This window comes from Paenibacillus catalpae (assembly GCF_900112695.1).
In the GTDB taxonomy this organism is placed as follows: Bacteria; Bacillota; Bacilli; order Paenibacillales; family Paenibacillaceae; genus Pristimantibacillus; species Pristimantibacillus catalpae.
Genome location: NZ_FOMT01000005.1, coordinates 530,981 through 551,830 on the forward strand (window position 1 = coordinate 530,981; position 20,850 = coordinate 551,830).

The 20,850-nt window shown below is 48.0% G+C and carries 16 protein-coding genes; 12 read left to right on the forward strand and 4 right to left on the reverse strand.

The window, feature by feature from the left end:
• The first annotated feature begins 11 nt into the window (after positions 1–11).
• The 12 genes from BM200_RS23860 to BM200_RS23915 all read left to right on the forward strand — a co-directional run bounded on the left by BM200_RS23860 (position 12) and on the right by BM200_RS23915 (position 16,471).
• Entirely contained in the window at positions 12–2,906 is a 2,895-nt protein-coding gene (locus tag BM200_RS23860; protein ID WP_175532991.1) for an extracellular solute-binding protein, read from the forward strand.
• 17 nt (positions 2,907–2,923) lie between these two features.
• Positions 2,924–3,898 (forward strand): carbohydrate ABC transporter permease, encoded by a 975-nt coding sequence (locus BM200_RS23865; protein ID WP_245773131.1) that lies wholly within the window; start codon positions 2,924–2,926, stop codon positions 3,896–3,898.
• A gap of 2 nt (positions 3,899–3,900) precedes the next feature.
• Positions 3,901–4,773 carry a carbohydrate ABC transporter permease gene (locus tag BM200_RS23870; RefSeq protein WP_091189150.1) on the forward strand — a complete coding sequence of 291 codons (873 nt, stop codon included), beginning with the start codon at positions 3,901–3,903 and terminating at the stop codon, positions 4,771–4,773.
• A gap of 17 nt (positions 4,774–4,790) precedes the next feature.
• Positions 4,791–6,254, forward strand: a complete 1,464-nt coding sequence (locus BM200_RS23875) for a hypothetical protein (protein WP_091189151.1) — start codon at positions 4,791–4,793, stop codon at positions 6,252–6,254.
• Entirely contained in the window at positions 6,226–6,861 is a 636-nt protein-coding gene (locus tag BM200_RS23880) for a YIP1 family protein (protein ID WP_091189152.1), read from the forward strand. Before BM200_RS23875 ends, BM200_RS23880 begins: the two co-directional genes overlap by 29 nt.
• A 203-nt stretch (positions 6,862–7,064) precedes the next feature.
• Positions 7,065–9,617 carry a DUF5696 domain-containing protein gene (locus tag BM200_RS23885; protein ID WP_091189153.1) on the forward strand — a complete coding sequence of 851 codons (2,553 nt, stop codon included), beginning with the start codon at positions 7,065–7,067 and terminating at the stop codon, positions 9,615–9,617.
• The gene (locus tag BM200_RS23890) at positions 9,614–10,528 is read left to right on the forward strand and encodes a carbohydrate ABC transporter permease (protein WP_091189154.1); all 915 of its coding nucleotides are present in this window, start codon (positions 9,614–9,616) and stop codon (positions 10,526–10,528) included. Before BM200_RS23885 ends, BM200_RS23890 begins: the two co-directional genes overlap by 4 nt.
• Positions 10,529–10,538: 10 nt before the next feature.
• Entirely contained in the window at positions 10,539–11,489 is a 951-nt protein-coding gene (locus tag BM200_RS23895) for a carbohydrate ABC transporter permease (protein ID WP_425434619.1), read from the forward strand.
• Positions 11,490–11,675: 186 nt separating this feature from the next.
• On the forward strand, positions 11,676–12,938 hold the full coding sequence (locus BM200_RS23900; protein ID WP_175532992.1) for a glycoside hydrolase family 10 protein: 1,263 nt from the start codon (positions 11,676–11,678) through the stop codon (positions 12,936–12,938).
• Between the two features lie 106 nt (positions 12,939–13,044).
• A complete protein-coding gene (locus tag BM200_RS23905; protein WP_091189155.1) occupies positions 13,045–14,265 on the forward strand; it encodes an SGNH/GDSL hydrolase family protein in 1,221 nt (406 codons plus the stop codon).
• 247 nt (positions 14,266–14,512) lie between these two features.
• Positions 14,513–15,196 carry a hypothetical protein gene (locus tag BM200_RS23910; protein WP_091189156.1) on the forward strand — a complete coding sequence of 228 codons (684 nt, stop codon included), beginning with the start codon at positions 14,513–14,515 and terminating at the stop codon, positions 15,194–15,196.
• A 165-nt stretch (positions 15,197–15,361) separates the two neighbouring features.
• Entirely contained in the window at positions 15,362–16,471 is a 1,110-nt protein-coding gene (locus tag BM200_RS23915; protein WP_139230833.1) for a TolB family protein, read from the forward strand.
• A 95-nt stretch (positions 16,472–16,566) separates the two neighbouring features.
• Here BM200_RS23915 and BM200_RS23920 read toward each other — a convergent pair whose 3' ends face one another.
• From BM200_RS23920 to BM200_RS23935, 4 genes are all read right to left on the reverse strand, one after another.
• Positions 16,567–18,039, reverse strand: coding sequence for a sensor histidine kinase (locus tag BM200_RS23920; RefSeq protein WP_091189158.1), 1,473 nt, complete (start codon positions 18,037–18,039; stop codon positions 16,567–16,569).
• Positions 18,029–18,727 (reverse strand): response regulator transcription factor, encoded by a 699-nt coding sequence (locus BM200_RS23925; RefSeq protein ID WP_091189159.1) that lies wholly within the window; start codon positions 18,725–18,727, stop codon positions 18,029–18,031. Before BM200_RS23925 ends, BM200_RS23920 begins: the two co-directional genes overlap by 11 nt.
• 135 nt (positions 18,728–18,862) lie before the next feature.
• On the reverse strand, positions 18,863–19,606 hold the full coding sequence (locus BM200_RS23930) for an MBL fold metallo-hydrolase (RefSeq protein ID WP_091189160.1): 744 nt from the start codon (positions 19,604–19,606) through the stop codon (positions 18,863–18,865).
• Between the two features lie 288 nt (positions 19,607–19,894).
• Complete coding sequence (locus BM200_RS23935) at positions 19,895–20,713, reverse strand: alpha/beta hydrolase (protein ID WP_091189161.1); 819 nt, start codon at positions 20,711–20,713, stop codon at positions 19,895–19,897.
• Positions 20,714–20,850: the final 137 nt, after the last annotated feature.

Consider the following 20,850-nt stretch of genomic DNA (forward strand, 5'->3'; position numbering starts at 1 on the left):
GGGGAGAAAAGTTGAGCAACAAAAAGCGCTACGGAATTGCCACACTGGTTCTACTTGTATTTTTTTTGTCCATATGGGCTTTCTACCCTTCGGGTCAGCCCAATAATGGACGCGCTCAGGCAATGGGCGGATTTCAGGCGGTTACAGACTCCGATGATAAAGGCGGCTATAACGAGTATTTGAAAAGCTACTCCGCCGATGACAGACCCTCACACGTCATCCGCATAGAAGGCGAAAGCTTCGCTGATACCGTTGGAGAAGGGTTTGAGGTGGCCGATCATCCGGAGGGGCTGGACGGAAAAGCCGTCATGACGCCGGATGCCGGCTCGATCAGCTGGAATGTTCCCGTTGAGAAAGCTGGACTCTATAATCTCCGGATTCATTATTACCCGATTGAAGGCAAAAGTTCTGCTATTGAACGCAAGCTCTCTATCAATGGACAACAACCGTTTACGGGGGCTGAAGATCTGTTGTTTGACCGGCTATGGGGTAACCGCGATGCCGAGATTCATAGAGATGACCGTGGCAATGATCTTCGCCCGAGGCAGATCGAGAAGCCGGCTTGGCAGCTTAAACCATTCATGGATAGTGAGGGCTATTATGAAGAGCCTTATTTGTTCCACTTTGACAAAGGGACACAGAAGCTTACGCTGACGGCTTCACGGGAGCCGATGGCTATCGATTATATTGAGCTTTATCAGGATCAGACCGTCAAGTCCTATGAGGATCTGAAAAAGGATTATGAAGCGGAAGGCTTAAAGCCCGCCAAGGATCAATATATGATGATTCAGGCGGAGGACGCGGTTCTTAAATCGTCTCCGACACTATATCCATTGTCTGACAAATCAAGTCCTTCCGTTATTCCGTACGATGTGTCGAAAATCAGGATTAACGCAATCGGCGGCGTGAACTGGAAGCTGCCGGGGCAGTGGCTGGAGTGGGAAGTGGATGTACAAGAGGACGGATTATATCAAATCGCATTAAAAAGAAAACAGGATCAGCTTCGCGGTGTATACAGCACGCGCAGTCTGATGATTGACGGGGAATATCCGTTTAAAGAAATGAAGCAGATTCCGTTTGATTTCGGTATGGACTGGAAGATGGACGTCATGGGCGGGGATGAGCCCTATTTATTCCATTTGACCAAAGGCAAGCATAAGCTCCGTCTGTCCGTATCCTTGGGCGAGATCGCACCGCTGCTCCAGACGATTGAATCAAGCGTCCTGCAGCTTAACGAGATATACAGAAAGATTCTGATCATAACCTCCAATTCGCCTGATCCGTACCGTGATTACCAGCTGGAGAAGCGGATTCCGGAGATGACAGAGGTGTTCAAGACGCAGGCCGCTACGATAAAAAGCGTTGCCGATTATCTCGAACAATCGACAGGTGAGCAAAGCGATAAAGTAGCCGTTCTTCATACGATGGTGAATCAGCTTGAAGAAATGGCTGCAAAGCCTGAAACGGTTGCTAAACGGCTGACCGCTTTCAAGACCAATGTCGGCGGACTAGGTACTTGGATACTGAACGTAAGAGTACAGCCGCTTACGCTGGACTATTTAATCGTATCTTCGCCTGAAGCCAAGCTTCCGCGGGCAAGCGCAACCTTATTTCAAAAGGTTAAGCATGAGCTTGGAGGACTGGTTGCGTCTTACACGGAGGACTACGACAGCATCGGCAATACAAAGCAAAGCGACAAGTCTATCACGGTATGGATTACGACCGGCCGGGATCAGGCACAAGTATTAAAGAGTCTGATCGACGAGAGCTTCACGCCGGAGTCGAATATATCCGTGAAGCTGAGGCTTGTTCCGGCTAATATTCTGCTTCCCGCGACGCTGGCTGATGAGGGGCCTGATGTTGCCATGCAGATTGGGGAAGATGTACCGGTCAACTATGCGATGCGGAAAGCGGCGGCGGATTTGTCCGCATTCCCTGACTTCAAGGAAGTTGCCTCCAGGTTCAACGAAAGCGCATTGGTTCCTTATGAGTACAGCAATGGGGCGTATGCTTTACCGGAGCAGCAGACCTTCCCGATGCTGTTCTACCGGAAAGACGTTTTGGCGGAAATCGGATTAACGCCGCCGACAACCTGGCAGGATGTGTACAACATGATCTCGGTGCTTCAGAAGCATAACATGGAGTTTTATCTGCCGATTGACACGGTAGCGAACAATGCGAATCTCATTCCGAATGCTACGTTCTCGATGCTTCTCTATCAGAACGACGGAAAGTTCTATACGAACGATGACAAGAAGAGTGCACTCGATTCGGATATCTCGATGGAGGTCTTTAAGAAATGGACGCAGTTCTATACCAACTATAAGTTCCCGCTGATGGCGGATTTCCCGAACCGGTTCCGTACCGGAGAGATGCCGATCGGGATCGCGGATTATACGACTTATAACAACTTGACGGTAATGGCGCCCGAGATTAAGGGGTTATGGGACTTTACGATGGTGCCGGGGACGGAAAAGTCTGACGGCACGGTGAATCATGAAGTGGCCAGCCACACCACCGCGGTGATGATGCTGGAGAATGCCAAGGATAAGGATGCGTCATGGGAGTTCATGAAATGGTGGACCAGCAAGGAGACGCAAATTGCTTATGGCCGCGAGATGGAAGGACTGCTCGGGGAGGCCGCTCGTTATCCGACGGCTAATATCGAAGCGCTTGAGGAGCTGCCTTGGCCGGTTAAGGATTATCAGAATCTTGAAAGCCAGTGGCAATGGGTAGAGGGGATCCCTCAGGTTCCAGGCGGATATTTCACGGGTCGCCATCTGGACAATGCCTTCCGCAAAGTCGTCAACGGCAATGAGAATCCTCGCGAGGCGTTATCGGATTATCTCTTGTATATCAATGACGAAATCGCGATTAAGCGAAAAGAATTTAAATTACCGAACTAGCTTGGGGGTGATATCCGATGCCTGAAACGAGTCAAACCGTATCCGTACCTGTGCCTGCACCCGATCTCATCCGGCAACAGCCGGTCAAGGTATCCAGATTGGCGCAGACGTTTAAAGAGATAAAAAGAAACAAGCACTATTATATCTTGATGAGCCCGTACATGATTATTTTCACCCTGTTTACGATCATTCCGGTTGTATTCTCGATCTGTCTCAGCTTCTTCTATTTCAATATGCTGGAATTTCCAAGGTTCGTTGGATGGGATAATTATTCCAGGCTGTTTCTTAATGATGATGTCTTTATGGTTGCTCTTCGAAATACATTCATGTTCGCCGTTATTACGGGACCAATCAGCTACTTAGCCTGCTTCCTGTTTGCCTGGATTATAAATGAGCTGTCTCCGAAGATCCGGGCTATTATGACTTTGATTTTTTATGCGCCATCGATTTCAGGGAATGTGTATTTTATATGGCTGATCGTATTTTCCGGAGACAGGTATGGTTACTTGAATGGCTTCCTGATCAAATTTGGCTTTATTCTAGAGCCGATCCAATGGCTGACAAATGAGCAATATATTCTGACCATCGTTATTATCGTTCAGTTATGGCTGAGCCTCGGTACCAGCTTCCTTGCCTTTATCGCGGGGCTTCAGACCATTGATCGGTCCCTGGTAGAAGCCGGCACGGTAGACGGGATCCGCAACCGGTGGCAGGAGCTGTGGTTCATTACGCTTCCATCGATGAGGCCGCAGCTGTTATTCGGCGCAGTCCTTCAAATTACGGCGTCTTTCGCCGTTGCGGACGTTTCCATTGCCCTGGCGGGCTTCCCGAGCGTTAACTACGCGGCGCATACGATCGTCACGCATCTGATGGATTATGGCACGATCCGCTTCGAGATGGGCTATGCATCCGCCATTGCTACCGTTCTATTCCTGATCATGGTGGGTGCCAACAAGCTGACCCAGAAGCTGCTTAGAAAGGTCGGTGAGTAACGTTGAACAGCTGGACAGCGGTTTTCCGAATTCAGAGAAAGCTTAACCGCTCCTTTACCGTCAGTTTTTTATTATTCCTGCTCCTTGCCGTATTCGGCTTGTTTATGGCCATACCGCTTATTTATGCGGTCAACAATGCGTTCAAACCGCTTGATGAGCTGTTTATCTTCCCGCCGCGAATTATGGTTAATAATCCGACGCTGGATAACTTCTTCGACTTGTTCGCGTTAATGGGCAATTCCTGGGTTCCGCTGTCGCGCTATGTTGCGAATACGCTTGTTATTACGCTAGTAGGAACGTTTGGGCATATCCTTCTCGCGTCGGCAGCAGCCTATCCGCTAGCGAAGCACAAATTTCCGGGTTCTCAGATTATTTTCTCGACAGTCGTTCTGTCGCTTATGTTTTCCGGTACGGTTACGGCCATCCCGAACTATATGATGATGTCATGGCTTGGCTGGATTAATACGCATTTATCGATCATTATTCCATCTCTTGCTTTCCCGCTTGGACTATTCCTAATGAAGCAGTTCATGGAACAGATTCCGGACGCGTTGGTCGAAGCTGCCAAGATTGACGGAGCCAGCGAGTACCGGATCTATTGGCAAATCGTCATGCCGAACGTAAAGCCGGCCTGGCTCACCCTTATGATTCTGCAATTCCCTATGCTGTGGGGTTCTGACGGAGGCAACTTTATATACAGCGAAAACCTGAAGACCCTCCACTATGCATTAGGGCAAATAGCGCTAGGGGGCATTGCCAGGGCTGGCGTTGGTGCGGCTGTTGCACTTATTCTGATGGTCGTTCCAATCACGCTCTTCATCCTATCCCAGAGCAGTGTCATCCAGACGATGGCAACTTCCGGGATGAAAGAGTAGAAGGGAGCCGAAGCAAGATGCGGATACAGAAAAAAATATACCTCCTGCTTGCCTTAACCTTTTTATTAGGCATAAGCGCAGGAGGCACAAGGGTACAGGCTGCGGATGGCGCAGAATCCTATAACTATTCTTATTGGGGGTTAACGACCGCGGCTCCGGCAGCTTATCAGGCTAACGTTTTGTGGAACGGGGAAAGCATGGGGACAGGAGCCTTTAAAGAGCCAAGCGACTTCCATGTGACCGAAGATCAGCAAATCTATGTTCTTGATTCGGGCAACAACCGGGTTGTCGTGCTGGATAACCAATTTCATCCGGTACAGACGATCAGCTCTTTTGTCCATAACGGGAAAGAGGAGACCTTCAATAACCCTCAAGGGCTGTTCGTAACGGGCAGCAAGCAGCTTGTCGTAGCGGACACCGGCAATAAACGGATTGTTCAACTGGATCGAAGCAACAATCTGCTGAAGATTATCGAAGCGCCAAAATCGGATATGCTGTCCGAGAAGTTTGATTTTCAGCCGGTACGGGTTGTTGTCGATAAGGCGCAGCGGATCTATGTCATGTCCTCGGGCGTATACGACGGATTTATGGAATTTAGCCCGGACGGCACGTTTACCTCGTTTGTCGGCGCGAACCGGGTCAACTTTAATCCAACGGATTATTTATGGAAGATGCTGTCGACCAAGGCGCAGCGAAGTCAGATGGTTATGTTTACGCCAACTGAATTTACGAATCTGGACATTAACCAGGAAGGCTTTATTTATGCCACGAACGGTCAGGACAGCGGGAATGTCAAAAAGCTGAATGCCCAAGGCAATGATATATTGCGGAGGGAAGGCTACTTTGCCCCCGAAGGCGACATTCGCTACATGAGCGCAACCGGACCATCCCGATTGATCGATATTGATGTTGGCGACAGCGAGATTTACTCCATCCTAGACGGCAAGCGGGGCAGAATTTTCACTTACGACGGAGACGGCCACCTGCTGTATGTGTTCGGCGGGATGGGCAATCAACTGGGACAATTCAATACTCCGGTAGCCATTGAGCGGCTTGGCGATGAGTTCCTCGTCCTTGATAAAGCGCTTGGCGAGATTACCGTCTTCCAGACAACCGAATACGGCCGCACGCTAAATGAGGCTGTCAGAGCTTATTACAATGGGGACGAGGATAAAGCCTTTACGCTGTATCAAGAGACAATCAGCATGAACGCCAATCTGGAATTCGCCTATGCGGGAATTGGCAAAGCACTGCTTCGTCAAGGCGATTATCGCGAAGCCATGAAATATTTCAAGAAAAGCATGGACCCAAAAGGGTATTCCAAGGCATTCCTGCTCTATCGGAAAGAAGTGCTTCGCGAGTACTTCCCGGGCATTATGACAGGTATTCTTTTACTCCTCGTTTGTTGGTTTGGAATAAGCAAATACCGGAAATGGAAAGGAGGGAAAAAGGTTGCCTTCATTAAACAGAGAGCTGTTTAAATATCCGTTATATCTAATTTTGCATCCCTTTAACGGCTTCTGGGAATTGAAATATGAACGCAGCCGGAAGCTGAACCTGATCATTTCCTTTGCGATATTGTTCCTGCTGATTGTCATGAAGATTATGCAGACGCAGTACAGCGGATTTCTAGTCAACATTGTATATCCGGACAGTATAAACAGCCTGATGGAGAGCTTGTACGTGATTGTGCCCGTCTTGTTCTGGTGTATAGCCAATTGGTCGCTGACCACCTTGATGGACGGAGAAGGCAAATTTGTCGATATCTTTACCTCGACTTGCTTTGCCCTGGTACCGCTTCTGGTTATCCAACTTCCATGGATAGGCCTCAGTAACCTCATTTCGCTGCAAGAGGCAACCTTCTACCATTTCTTCAATAATGTGTCCGTGCTCTGGTGCGCCTATCTTCTGTTTGTCGGCAATATGACGGTGCAGCAATATTCGCCGTCGAAGACAATCGGAACCATCATTCTCACCATTGCGGCAATGGCATTTATGGCATTTTTATGTTTATTGTTCTTTAGTTTAATTCAGCAGATGGTTGCATTTGTGCAAGTTATACACCAAGAAATCGTGCTCAGGCGCTAGCAGCGCTTTCGAAGCAAGAATTGCTTCACAATTCTTAAGTTGATGCTTTCGAAGCAAGAATTGCTTCACAATTCTTTTAGATTATGCTTACGAAGTATGAATCATCACAATGGCCTGAAGCTGGCCATTTGGGTGATCATTCATTTAAGGCATATGCTTTCGAAGCAAGAATTGCTTCACAATTCTTTTGAGGAGGCAAGAAGATGAATAAGGCCAGAATGGCCCTGCTGACCGCATGCTGTCTGGTTGGGATTCTGCTTGCCGGATGCTCGGAGTCCGCTTCGGGCAAGCAGCCGGGAGAAGCTGATCAGGCCGCAAAGACATTTACGCAGGGAAAGGCTTTGAGTCAGTCCTTCACGGATCCCCGTTTTGCCGACATGAAAGGGGTTGCCGAAAATGATCAGCTTCGGTTGTTCGCGGATGATCAGACCGGCGCTATTGCCGTTCTTAATAAGCAAAGCGGAGATGTTTGGCGCAGCAACCCGCCGGGGAGCAGCGAAGACACCATTGCCGCCGGCGTGAACAAGGATTTATTATCTTCCCAGATCAAGCTGGATTTCTACAATAGTTTCGGGCAGCTTAACTCGATTAATTCCTATACGGACAGCGTTCTTAACAAACAGATTAACATGGAGAAGCTCCCGAATGGGCTCAGCGTTACTTATCAATTCGGCAAGCTGGAGAAGACGCTGGAGGATATGCCGAAAATGATGAGCAAAGGGCGTTTTGAGGCCTTAAACAAGAAGCTGGATAAAACCGGGCAGCGCGCTTTAAAAATCGCCTATAAAGAAAATAAGGAAAAGACGGCGTATGAGCGGAATGACAGCGCGTTAAACGGGCTGCAGCTGGACCGGGCACTGAAAGCGCTTGAAGCCGCCGGTTATTCGGAGGAAGATCTGAAGAAGGATATGGAGGAACTGCATTTCTCCCAGGAGAAAACGGCTCCGAGAATATTTGAAGCTACAATTACGTACACCTTGGACGGCAATAGTCTAGTCGCTGCCGTTCCGGTGGCGGACATCCATTACCCTGAAGAGTATCCGGTAAACAGCGTTTCTTTTCTGAATTTCTTCGGGGCAGGCGGAACGGAAGAAAATGGCGCGATGCTTGTTCCGGACGGTTCCGGCGCGCTTATTAATTTCAACAGCGGGAAAACCCGCTATCCGTCTTATCAGCAGCTGGTTTATGGCCAGGACAACACAATGGCAAGAACGGAAGACGCGGCAAGAGAGGAAGCAGTAAGGCTGCCGGTATTCGGTATTATCCGCGAGAACAGCGCTTTTCTTGGCATTATTGAGGAAGGGGAGTCTGTTGCAACGATTAACGCGGATATAAGCGGAAGGCTGAACAGTTATAACTACGTTTACCCGAGCTTTAATGTCGTCAATAAAGGCCAGGTAACGCTGGATGCGAACGGCCAGCAGCGTTCCCTTCCAAAGTTCCAGGAAAATCCGATGAAGTCCGATTTTGTTGTCCGGTATGCCTTCCTGAACGGAGAGGATGCCAGCTATCAGGGAATGGCCAGCTACTATAAGGAGTACTTGATAAATAACAAGGCTCTTCCTGTTCGGGAGAAGACCGCAAACGAGGATAATATCCCATTTTATCTCCAACTGGACGGAAGCATTTCGGATAAGAAGCATTTTATGGGCATTCCGTACCGCGCGCTTGAGACACTGACAACCTTCAGTGAAGCCAAGGCTATTATCAATCAGATGAATCAGCTGGATATTCATAATATTAAGCTGAAGTATGCCGGATGGTTTAACGGGGGGCTGGATCATAAAGTGCCCAAATCGATTTCGGTAGACGGAGAAATTGGCGGAAGTAAAGGGTTGAGAGACTTGGCAGCGTTTGCAGCGGGCAACGGTGTAACGCTTTATCCGGACGTCGCCTTTCTGACGGCAAGTACCGGCGCGGATTTCGATGAATCCAAATCGGCGTCAAGAACGCTAAGAGGGGATCCGGCAGCACTGTATCCGTTAGATTTGGCATTGAACCGGCGTGATATAAACAAGTCTCCTTCTTATATTATTTCGCCTCGGCTTGTTGGCAGCTATGTTGATTCAACCTTGAAAGGCATCAGTAAATTCAATGCGGAAGGTATTTCGGTCAGGGATCTTGCCGATCAGTTAAACAGCGATTACCGGAAGCATAATCAGATCGACAGGACGGAATCCGAGGAGATCTCCCGAGCAGCGATGGCTAAGCTGCAGGGTGAGAAGCTGCAAGTGATGGGCAACGGCGGCAATGCCTATGCACTACCGTACCTGTCTGATCTTACGAATGCTCCGATGGGCAATAGCGGCTTCAAGCTGGAAGATGAGCAAATCCCGTTCTATCAGATGGTGATCCGTGGAAATGTTGAGTATACGGGTGCGCCATACAATCTCTCGAACTATACGAATGACAAGCAATATATTCTGAAATGTTTGGAATTTGGCTCTAATGTATATTTCGAATGGATATATGAACCGAACTATTCCATCAAGGATACGGATCATAACGAACTATACGCCGTGAACTATAAGCTCTGGATGGATAAGGCCGCAGGCATGTACCAGGAAGTAAACAAGGTACTGAAGAATGTCCGGAATGAGCCGATTACCGGACATGAGAAGCTGCAGCAAGGCGTCTATAAGACGGTATACGGGAATGGCATGTATGTCATCGTCAATTATAACCGTTCACAAGTGACGGTAGATGGCAAGACCATTGAAGCCGAGAGCTACATGACGGGTGGTGATCAATCTTGAAACTCATATCAAAGCTCGGCATGAAGAATCGAACTTATGCAGAGCAAAAGGCACTGTTAGGATTTCTGTTTGTATTGCCCTGGCTGCTTGGGTTCATCTTTTTCTTTATCATTCCGCTGGTCAACTCTTTTCGGTACAGCCTCAGCAAGATTGAAGCGAATGCCGCCGGCATGAAAATCAGCTACATCGGCTTTGAGAACTATATCAATGCCTTGACCGTGAATACAAGTTTCAACCGTACATTGACGGAGTCCATCATCAACATGGTCGTTAACGTCCCGTTAATCGTTATTTTCAGCTTGTTCCTGGCCGTTCTCCTTAACCAGAAGTTTATCGGCCGCTCTATCGCCCGCTCGATTTTCTTTCTGCCGGTCATTCTGGCATCTGGGGTTATCATGACTTTGGAGACCTCCAGTCTTGTTCAAGCGGTCAATGATCAGAACCAGGGCTCCGGCGGGGCTATACATGCTTTAGGCGCCTATGAGCTGGCAGGACTGATGGAGGATGCCGGTGTAAGCGAGAGTATTGTTAACTATTTGACAAGTGCCGTAGAGAGAATCTATCAGATTGTCAGTCAGTCGGGGGTGCAAATTTTGATCTTCCTGGCCGGTATTCAGACGATCTCCCCGCAGTTGTACGAAGCTTCCAAGATGGAAGGGGCAACAGGCTATGAGGCGTTCTGGAAGATTACCTTTCCGATGGTCAGCCCACTTATCCTTGTCAATATGATCTATACCATTATTGATTCGTTCTCCAGGAACGAGATGACGGACCTGATTAAGGAAACGGGCTTTACCAACTTTGACTTTGGACTCAGCTCGGCGATGGCTTGGCTGTATTTCGTGTCGATCATGCTGATTCTGCTGATCAGTTCCTATATCGTTTCGAGGAAGGTATTCTACCAGGAATAGAGAGAAGGTGATGATGTTGATCTTGGCCCGATTGTTATCGGTTGAAAGCTGGAAACGTTGGATTTGGTCATTCATTCGGCTAGTGCTGATTGCCGGACTTTCGTTTGTTATCCTGTACCCGATCATTCAGAAAATATCTACTGCGATAAAAGCAAAGACGGACCTGTATTCACCTATTGTCGTGTGGATCCCCGAGCATTATTCGCTTGAGAACTTCAAGAATGCCATCTCCATTATGGATTATTGGAAGACGCTGCTCAATACGTTCACGCTGTCGGCGACAACGACAATTCTGACGGCACTCTCATGTGCGCTGGCGGGATATGCATTTGCAAGATTGAAGTTTAAAGGCAGCAACTTGCTGTTTGCGGGCGTTATTCTGACCATCATGGTCCCGCCGACAACGATACTTATTCCGATGTATCTGAATTTGAAGGACTTCAGTCTGATGGGGATTATCCCGTTCATTACCGGTAAACCGGTTAACTTGCTAAACTCCTATTGGCCGTTTATCTTAACTTCCATAACGGCGAATTCCTTGAAAGCCGGGTTATACATCTTTATCTTCCGGCAGTTCTTCCGGGGCATTCCGCGGGAAGTCGAGGAAGCAGCTTATATGGACGGGGCAAGCGTCGGTCAGACGTTCCTGCGAATTATGCTTCCCAACGCGATTCCTTCCATTATTACGGTACTGCTCTTCTCGTTTGTCTGGCAGTGGAATGACAGCTTCTTTACGACAACCTATCTCACGTCGAGCAATGTCATGTCTACGCAGCTGTCATCCTTGCCGTATAATCTGTCTATCGTTCTTGGGAATGACGCGTCTGCCAAGGATCCGTTCTACTTGAGCATGGTACAGGATACGGGGATTCTGCTGGCGATTCTGCCTCTTATCATTTTATATCTGTTTGTTCAGCGCTATTTCGTGGAGAGTATCGAGCGCTCAGGACTTGTCGGGTAATAGAATTGACGTATCGCCTGGCGAGAGCTTGCCGGCTCTCACCAGGTGTTACAATAGAATTAAAGTTTCGAGGTAAGTCGAAAACTGAAATTCAATTTGGCGATAAAATCTACCTCTATACGCGGCCGCTCATTTTCGAGAGCCGAGGGTAGAGGTTTTCTCATTTCACAAGAAAGCGGGTTTCTTATGCAGCCAATACGCAAGAAGACCTTTCTCACTATTATTCTCCCGGCGGTACTCCTCGCAGTAATCATCATGATTGTGATGTTAAGCAAATCCGGGGAAACCGTGAAGCCCACTGCGGCTCCTTCCGTTCAAGCATCGGAGCAGGCAACATCCGAAGCCCCTCAAGAGACGGAGCCAAGCATGGCACCATCGGAGCAGCCGGCTGAAGCCGCAGTACCTTCCGTACAGCGGGATATACCGTCTCTCGCAGAGACCTTCAAGGATGATTTTGCGATTGGAGCTGCTCTTGAGCCGAGCCAGACAAGCGGATTATCGGCGGATCTGATGAAGAAGCAAGTGAATATGCTTGTAGCCGAGAATGCGATGAAGCCGGCATCGATCCAACCGGTGGAAGGACAATTCAATTGGGATCAGGCGGATCAGATTGTCGCTTTTGCCAAAGAGAATGGCATGTCTGTCCGCTTTCATACACTTGTATGGCACAGTCAGGTGCCGGATTGGTTCTTCCAGGACGCAGATGGCAAACCGATGGCGGATGAGACCGATGCCAAGAAGCGGGAAGCAAGCAAGAAGCTGCTGCTGGACCGGCTGGATGCTCACATTCGGGCTATTGTTGGCCGCTACAAGGATGACATTAAATATTGGGATGTGGTGAACGAAGTTATTGAGCCAGCTGATCCGGATAGCATGCGGAACAGCAACTGGTATAAAATCACGGGCACCGACTATATTGCGACGGCCTTCCGGGCTGCAAGAGAAGCTGGCGGTCCTGGTATTAAGCTGTATATTAACGATTATGGAACCGATGATCCGAAGAAGCGGGATCGACTGTATGCTTTGGTGAAAGAGATGCTTGATAAAGGCGTTCCGATTGACGGTGTCGGTCATCAGACCCATATCAACATTTATAACCCGTCCGTTCTGAATGTGATTGAATCTATGAAAAAATTCAAGGAGCTGGGGCTTGACAACCAAATTACCGAGCTTGATATGAGCGTCTATAACTGGAACGACAGGACCGATTTCGGAGCGGTTGTTCCGGATGATATTCTGCAGAAACAAGCACAACGATACAAGGAGTTGTTCGAAGCCTTGAAGTCCAACGCAGGACTGGTCAGTGCCGTTGTGTTCTGGGGAATCGCTGACGACCATACCTGGCTAAGTACGTTTCCGGTCACGCGGACCGAAGCGCCGCTTCTGTTTGACAAGCAGATGCACGCAAAGCCTGCATTTTGGGCAATCGTGGATCCATCAAAGCTCTAATACAAGTGTGAGAAGAGAAGAGTTTATGTGCCGCAAGGCAGATATAAGGCACAATAGTCTAAAAACGCAGACGCAGTTAAATCGAATCTAAGAGAGGCGAATAACGATGACAGAGCATCTATCCCTAGACGCTGCAGAGGAGCCGGTTGATCTATACTCTGAGGCTTATTACAAGATGATCGCCAAATCATTGCTCGAGAAAGGCAACAACAAGCGATTGAAAGCCGCTATTGAAAAGGCCAAGAGAGGCGATGACGTTACGCTTGCTTTCATTGGCGGCTCCATCACTCATGGAGCGGGAGCAGATCCGCTCCACACGGGCTGTTACGCTTACAGGACGTATACCGCCTTCAAAGAGAGGTTTGGCAAGGAAGGCGGCGATCATATTCATTTTATTAAAGCAGGCCTTGGCGGGACACCATCCGAATTGGGCATGATTCGCTATGAGCGGGATGTTCTAAGAGACGGAACGGTTCAGCCTGATATCGTCGTCGTCGAGTTTGCCGTCAATGATGCCGATGACGAGACGAATGGGATTTGTTACGAAAGTCTAGTACGGAAAGCTCTGGGCTCCGCCAATGCGCCCGCCGTCATTTTACTGTTCAGCGTGTTCGAAAACGACTGGAATTTGCAGGATAGACTGTCGCTGGTAGGCAAGCATTATGGACTTCCCATGGTAAGCGTGAAGGATGCCGTGACGGAACAGTTTTACATGTCTAAGGAAGAAGGCAATGTCATTTCGAAGCAGCAATTTTTTAGCGACATCTATCATCCGACTAACGCGGGACACCGTATCATGGCTGACTGTTTGAACTGGCTTTTATCTGAAACTGATCGTCTCGCACCGAATCAAGCGGATATTGCCCTTAATAAGCCTCCGGTATTCGGCAACGACTTTGCCAATGTTCAATTGTTGGACCGGGAGAATGGCCATGGCATAGCGAAAATTACGGAAGGCAGCTTCCATGCAGCCGATTCCGATTTGCAATTCGCGGAAATGGACGACTCTCCATACGGCACGCCCCAGTTTCCCTACAACTGGATGCATACATCCGAATCCGGCAGCGACAGCTTTATTATGACGCTTCACAGTAAGAATCTGCTTCTCGTTTATAAAAATTCCGGCAGCGACGAATTCGGAAACGCCGATATTCGGGTTGATGGAAAGCTAGTGAAGGTGGCGGAGTCCCAAACGGTTAAATGGACGCGCTGTCACGCCGTCATCCTGTACGCGGAGCTGAATACGAGAGAACATACGGTGGAAATCAAAATGGCGGCTGGGCATGAGAGCAAGCACTTTACGATCCTTGGCTTTGGCTTTAACTAATAACGGCAATACTCAAATATTCATGGTTAAAAGCTAAGACAATCCACGATTTGCTGTGGGTTGTCTTTTTTATGATGAGATCTAGCGAGATCAGACCATGCACGCAACATTCCCGACACTTTTATTTACAATTGCGAAACATCTGTTTTTATTTTCGGAACAATATTTTGATACCATTTAAATGTGGTTAATCGAAGGCTTAAGACAAGATCGACACGAGAATCAAAGATAAAAAGGAGAGAATCATATGATTCAATTTATTCGAGCAACGAAAATAATCCCGGCAGTAGCTGCTGTTTGCATGCTTGCGGCATGTTCGACAGGAGGAAATGAACCGTCATCCTCCTCAATTCCGACAACTCAAAACTCCAACACCATTCCGACCGTTTCGCCTGTCCAGAGTGACGGCGCTGTTACAGAGACTCCGACGGCGGCAGCCGAGTCTCCTGCGTCTACGGAAGATCGGAATTCTCAGGCGGAGCGTCCGCAAACCAAAAGCATCGACCTGAGAATCGGGGAGCAAACCGCCACCTTGCAACGAGGGGAAGCATTCTCTTTCTACCTATTCGAGGGGTTCGATTTTGACAAAACGACAGGCCGACTGAGTCTTGCGGCCAACGCCGATTATTACGTTGACATTAAGCGCCTGCCTGAGGGCGAAGATTTGAAGTCGCTTCGTGAGTCCGCACAGAAAGAGTTGAAGGCTTTCGGCAAAGTCTCCGATTATAGCGGCGAGCTTGTGGAGCATCCGCTAGGCAGTGCCGACCTGTATCTTCAGTCTTCAGGAGTGGACGGAATAAGGGATTATATTGTCTGGACATCGGAGAGCGGAGAAAATTATCTGTTCCGTCTAAACAATCCGAAAGGAGAGGAATCCTCGGCTTTCGCCGAAAAATTATGGGTTTCTCTGTCCACAGTGCAGGGAGAATAATGGAATAAACCGCAAAGAAGCCGGCCCGTCCGCTTCCAATAAGGGCAATGGGCGGGCGGCTTTTTTATTTACATTTTCGAAACATTTGTTTTTATTTCCGGAACATTATTTTGTTATAGTTTGAAGAGAATAGTGGGAATCCATGATAATAAAGGAGAGAAAGAGATGACTCGACTAAGATCAGTAATGAAAATGTTCCCGATTCTCGCCGCTGCGTGCGTGTTTACGGCCTGTACAGCAGGAGGCAGCGAATCGCCTTCTTCGTCTAATCCGAATATAACGGTCATCGACGATGCCGACAGTGAGGCGGGAGAAGCTGACGTGTCCGTCGAGAACATCGTTCATCTGGATAATGCGGAAATCATGGACTGGGTAGACGAGAATACGATAATCGTTTCAAAGGAGAACGAATCCTTGGGCAAGATGTCCCTGGCGGAACTCGCGGATTCTTACCCCCGAAGTCTCTATCTGTACGACCTCGATACCCGTCAATATACAATGTTGCAGCAACGAAAAGATTCGCATTTAGGCGGGGCCGTTCTTTCTACCGACAAAAAGAACCTGATCTTCTCCGAATATTCACTTGGCGATCCCGTCTATTCAGTCTTGAATATGAACACTTTGGACACTTTTCGTCTGACCGGAGAGTCGATCGGAGGTGCCGTCAGCGCCAAATGGGCCGATGCTGAAACGATCATAGGAACGGCTTTCAACGGTAGAGCTTATATCGCGACCGTGGACGGCCGGATCACCGCGGTCGACAAGCTGGATGAGACGGGCTTGTATATCGTGGAGAAAGTGGGAGACACGCTTTACTACAACACGCAATTCGATGCTTCCCTCAAGGCGTTGAACTTAGTTACTTTGGAGAAGACGAGTTTGAACCTCGACAATGTGATTAACGTTTTACCTTCTCCGGACGGCCGCCAATTATTGGTGCTGCAAGCCAGCGGCTCCAGAACGACCCTCCTACTATGCAGCGTAAACGGAGAGATCGATCGGACGATTGCCAAGGGGACGGAGCTAAGCGGCATTTCGTGGTCGCCGGATCAGCGAATAATCGCCTACGGTCTAAAAGCCGATGCGAGCGGCGCAACGGTTCAAGGTCTCTATCTGTACGACATGTTGACCGACAAGTCCACCCGGATCGCCGTCGACGTCGAACCGATAACCACCTCTTGGAGTCCTTCCGGGGAGCGGCTCGTCTACGCGGAATGGAACGCAAAGCCCTATAGGAGCGGCATTGTTGAAATCAACTATTCCTTGCAGAGATAGAGATAACATCACCGCAAAGAGCCGGCTTGTCTGTTGCCTTATGGGCAGTGGACGGGCCGGCTTCTTTAGGTTACGCGATTATTTTCCGGGGGCTGTCAAGTTTCTGAAATCGACGTTCCATAGGCAGGAAAAACGATACGGAACAACGTGCCTTGCGAATCGGTATTTACGAGCACGATGGAGCCTCCTTGCGATTCCGTATACTTCTTAGCCAGCGAGAGGCCAAGTCCGGTGCCGCCGATTTCACGCGACCGGTTTCTATCGACGGTGTAGAACGGCTCGAATATTCTGTGAGCGACTTCATTCGGAATCCCGATGCCTGTATCGGCGATTTCAATGATGACATGTTCATCGCTTAACGACGTCTTCACGAAAATGTGGCCTCTGGTTTTGTTGTACTTAATGGCATTGTCCAACAGATTCACAAGCACGATGGAGAGGTGCTCCTTATCCGCATCCACGTAAGCCTCATCCAAACTGGTCTCTACTGTAATACCAAACTTATCCATTTTCCCTTTTAGTCTATCCAGCACCTTTAGCATCTCTTGTCGTACGTCCAGCTTTTCCTTATGAAATTCGAACTCGTATTTCTCCAAAGCGGACAGCTGAAGCACCTTTTCGACCATCTCATAGAGACGCTGCGTATCGCCTAGAATGTTTATTTTTGCAGTGTCTAGCAGCTTCTCGTCGTCGGGATACATATCCAGCAGATCTATATTGGATTTGATTGAAGTTAGCGGGGTTTTGAACTCATGGGTGACGTTGCCGATAAACTGCTTCTGCTGCTGATCGAGCTGCGATAATTTGCGAACAGCCAATGCCAGCTTTTCGCGTTCCTCGTCCTTATCCAGCATCGTCTTCATGATTTGCTGGCTCATCATGCGGATACCTTCGCTTAGCTTTCCGATTTCGTCTTTGCGTTTGAGTACGCCGGGGGCCAAGTTGCCGGCTCGAATTTGGTCCACCGTCCCGTTCAATTTAATAATTACTCTAGCGAACGAATTGAAGTAGAAATAAGCGAGAATAAAGCTGATAAAAAAAACGCCCGCGCCGATATAAATAAACAGCTGCTTGATCTGGTTATAGAATGCAAGATTGTCCACTAAGGAATAATAGAACTGGATGACTCCAACCTGCCCGTTGCCTATCCGCAAGGGGGAAAAGTAATACAACGAGTCGTTCTCAATTAGATACGCTGTTTTATTGTGAAGCGCTAAATCCAGCGTCTGCTGGATGCCGTCCGATGCCGCGAAAGCCGGATTAGGATTAAGAACGGTTCCCTCCCGATCGTATAGGACAACCGATTGTCCCGTAATCAGTTCCAGTTGTCTTGCGAAATCCCGGCCTTTGGAGGCTAGATAGGTTTGAGGAACCTTGTGTGATTCTCCCATAAGCGTTTGGATCAAATAGATATTCGCGGTTGCGGCTTGTTGGGAGAAGAATTGTTCCAGCTCGGTTCGCTGATTTTTCTTGATACCTTCCAGCACGAGCAGACTTAGGATGAAAACGGTAAGAAGCAGCAGAAAAACCAAAAAGATGCTGAATTTAAGCTTTATGCTAATTCTCACTGTATCCTCCTAAGATTTTATAGCCAACGCCATGTACGGTTTGAATCATTTTGCCGAACTCTTCCCCCAGTTTTTTTCGCAGCCTTTGCACGTGAATATCGACGGTTCTCGTGCCGCCAATATACTCCAGGCCCCAGACCTGATCAAGGAGCTGCTCCCTCGAGAAGACCTGATCCGGGCGGGATAGCAGCAACGTCAATAAATCGTACTCTTTCGGCGTCAGATCCAGCGCCCTGGTCCCGACGAAGGCCGTTCTTTTGTTAAGTTTAAGCACTACTTCGCCCAGAGAGATCTCGGTTGCTTCTTGTTTTTCCTCCGCAGCTTGCATCCTTCTGAGCAAAGATTTCAGCCGGGCAAGCAGCTCCCGCATGTCGAACGGTTTGGTAATATAATCGTCAGCGCCAAGTTCCAGCCCCAATACTTTGTGGACGATATCTTCCTTGGCCGTCAACATGATGACGCCAATCCGCCTGCCCTTTTCTCTTAGCTTCTTCAGAATCTCATAGCCATCCGTTCCCGGAAGCATGACGTCGAGGATTAAAGCGTCGGGTTGGAAGAGAGGCAGTCTCTCGAGGGCCGTGTCTCCTCGATTGACGACATCGACGAGATATCCTTCTCTTTTCAAAGCATATGCGATGGCATCCGCGATTTTCTTTTCATCTTCGATCACCATAATTTTATCGCTCATGAAAAATTCCTTTCGTTCCATTAATAATACCGTCTTATTTTCAATCTTATCAAACGATTATACAAAAAGGGAAAGTATTATGAGATTAAGGGCATATTGCTTTACCGACGCAACATGCCTTTCATTAGTACAAGATTAAAGCGCCAGTGTTTCCTTTGTCTCTAACCATTTTACCGTGATTTGGTTTTCTTCCGCGCTTCGTGTGACGCGTTTGTTTATATCTGCAGCAGGTGTATAGAAGGGAGGATTGTTAACAAGATCAAAATGAATAGGAACGAGAAGCTTTGCTTCAAGGGCGATTGCTGCCGAAACGGCCTGTTCTGGCGTCATGACAATCGGTTCTTTACTTGCAGGCGTGACGTTAGGAAACTGAGTGACCGGGCCGTTTACGGGCAAGAATGCTGCATCAAACGGGCCATGCTCATTTTTTATTTTCCACCAATATCCATGCCACAATGTATCTCCGCAATGGATTATTTTTTTGCCGCCTGCCGAGACGATCCACGCGATTTGAGGATCTCCAAGACCGTCTACCGAATAAGTCGGAATTACGGTAAACGCCTCGACCGCCAAAACGTCCTCCAAGGGCACGCCAATAACCGAAGTAAATCCATGTCCTTTGACGTATTCGAGGGTGTCCATCGGAACATAAATCGGAATATCCACGCCGTAAAACCGCTTAATAGCCTCAGGATCGTAATGATCGGGATGTACGTGTGTAAGCAAAACCGCATCCGTTTGACCGAATTCATCTAACGGATAAAGCTTGCCCATAGGCGTTCCGAGATCTGAAGGGAAATTATAAAAGGGATCTATGACTAAACTGTTATTTTCATGTTCCACTTTAATACCGGCCCAAGGAAGTTTTACTACGTTCATTGTGAATTGTTCTCCTCTCGCATTTAAAGTCGTGGTTGACGCTTTAAATATTATCAAAGCTGAGAATAGTAAACTGTAACTTTATCACAAAAGTCATTTCCAAATGATCTCAGTTCATTTTATTAGCGCTATCTTAAACGAGTGAACTTTGGGAGGTTAGCGGAAACGGAAACGAAAAAGCCAGCCGCCGATGAATCTTCGACGACTGGCTGCTTTATATCTGTTTGCCAGCTTGATGATTAAAAGCAGAAAGCTGGCGGCATCCTAATGGTACTGCCGGTTTCTCGGTTATCGCAATTGCTCCTGAGTCCAGTTCATTATATATTCGGAAACTTCCTTGTAACCTTTTTCGGCGATGATCCAATGAGAACGATTAGGGAACTCTTTAAATTGGGTAACTGCCCCGGATTGCTGATCGTACAGCTGAAAGTTCTTTCTAACCATAGCGGCAGGCACAATATTGTCTTTCTCCCCTGCGATGATAAGGAGCGGTGCTCTATTGCCATTCATGAAGTTGACGGTTAGAGGACTATTGGAGTTGAAGGAGGCTAAAGCGCTCTGGAAGAAGAGTCTGCTCGTTTCAGGCACAGCATAACTGAACGCTTCTTTTTGTTCTTGTAAAGGCAGGGTATTTACAAACGCATATTGGAACTGTTCAAACGTTAGGCTTGCGGTTTTTTTCCAAGGCTTGAGAAGGATGGAAGCGACCGATTTGGAGGCCGTCTTGTAGGCTCCTGCATTAATGCCTTTTGGAGCTGCGGGGTCAACAGCTATGCCAACCGCACCTAAGTTACGGTCCATCAGAATCTGCGTGATCAAGCCACCGAATGAATGCCCGATTAGGATAGGCTTCTCCGGCAATGCGCGAATCATTGATTCATAATGTTCAACAATTTCCGACAACCCAAGCTTGCCAAGGTTAGGGGAAGCATTGCTCCGAAGCGTTTCCATATGGTTATTGTGGTATGGCCATGCGGGAGCGATTGTTTCATATCCCTGTTCCATAAAATAGTTCCTCATTGGCGTCCAGCTTTCAGGCGTCATAAAAGCGCCGTGAATAAACATAACAACAGGTTTTTTCGTTTGATTTGCAGTAGCAGTAGTCATAATAAAATCCTCCTTCAAATTTGACTAACAAGTTTAATTTGGTTTCGATGAGTTGAGTATACCTACTTGCCGATAGCTGAGTCTGTGACATTATCACGGATGTAAACCGGCGGTATTTATGTCAATATCTACTAAAA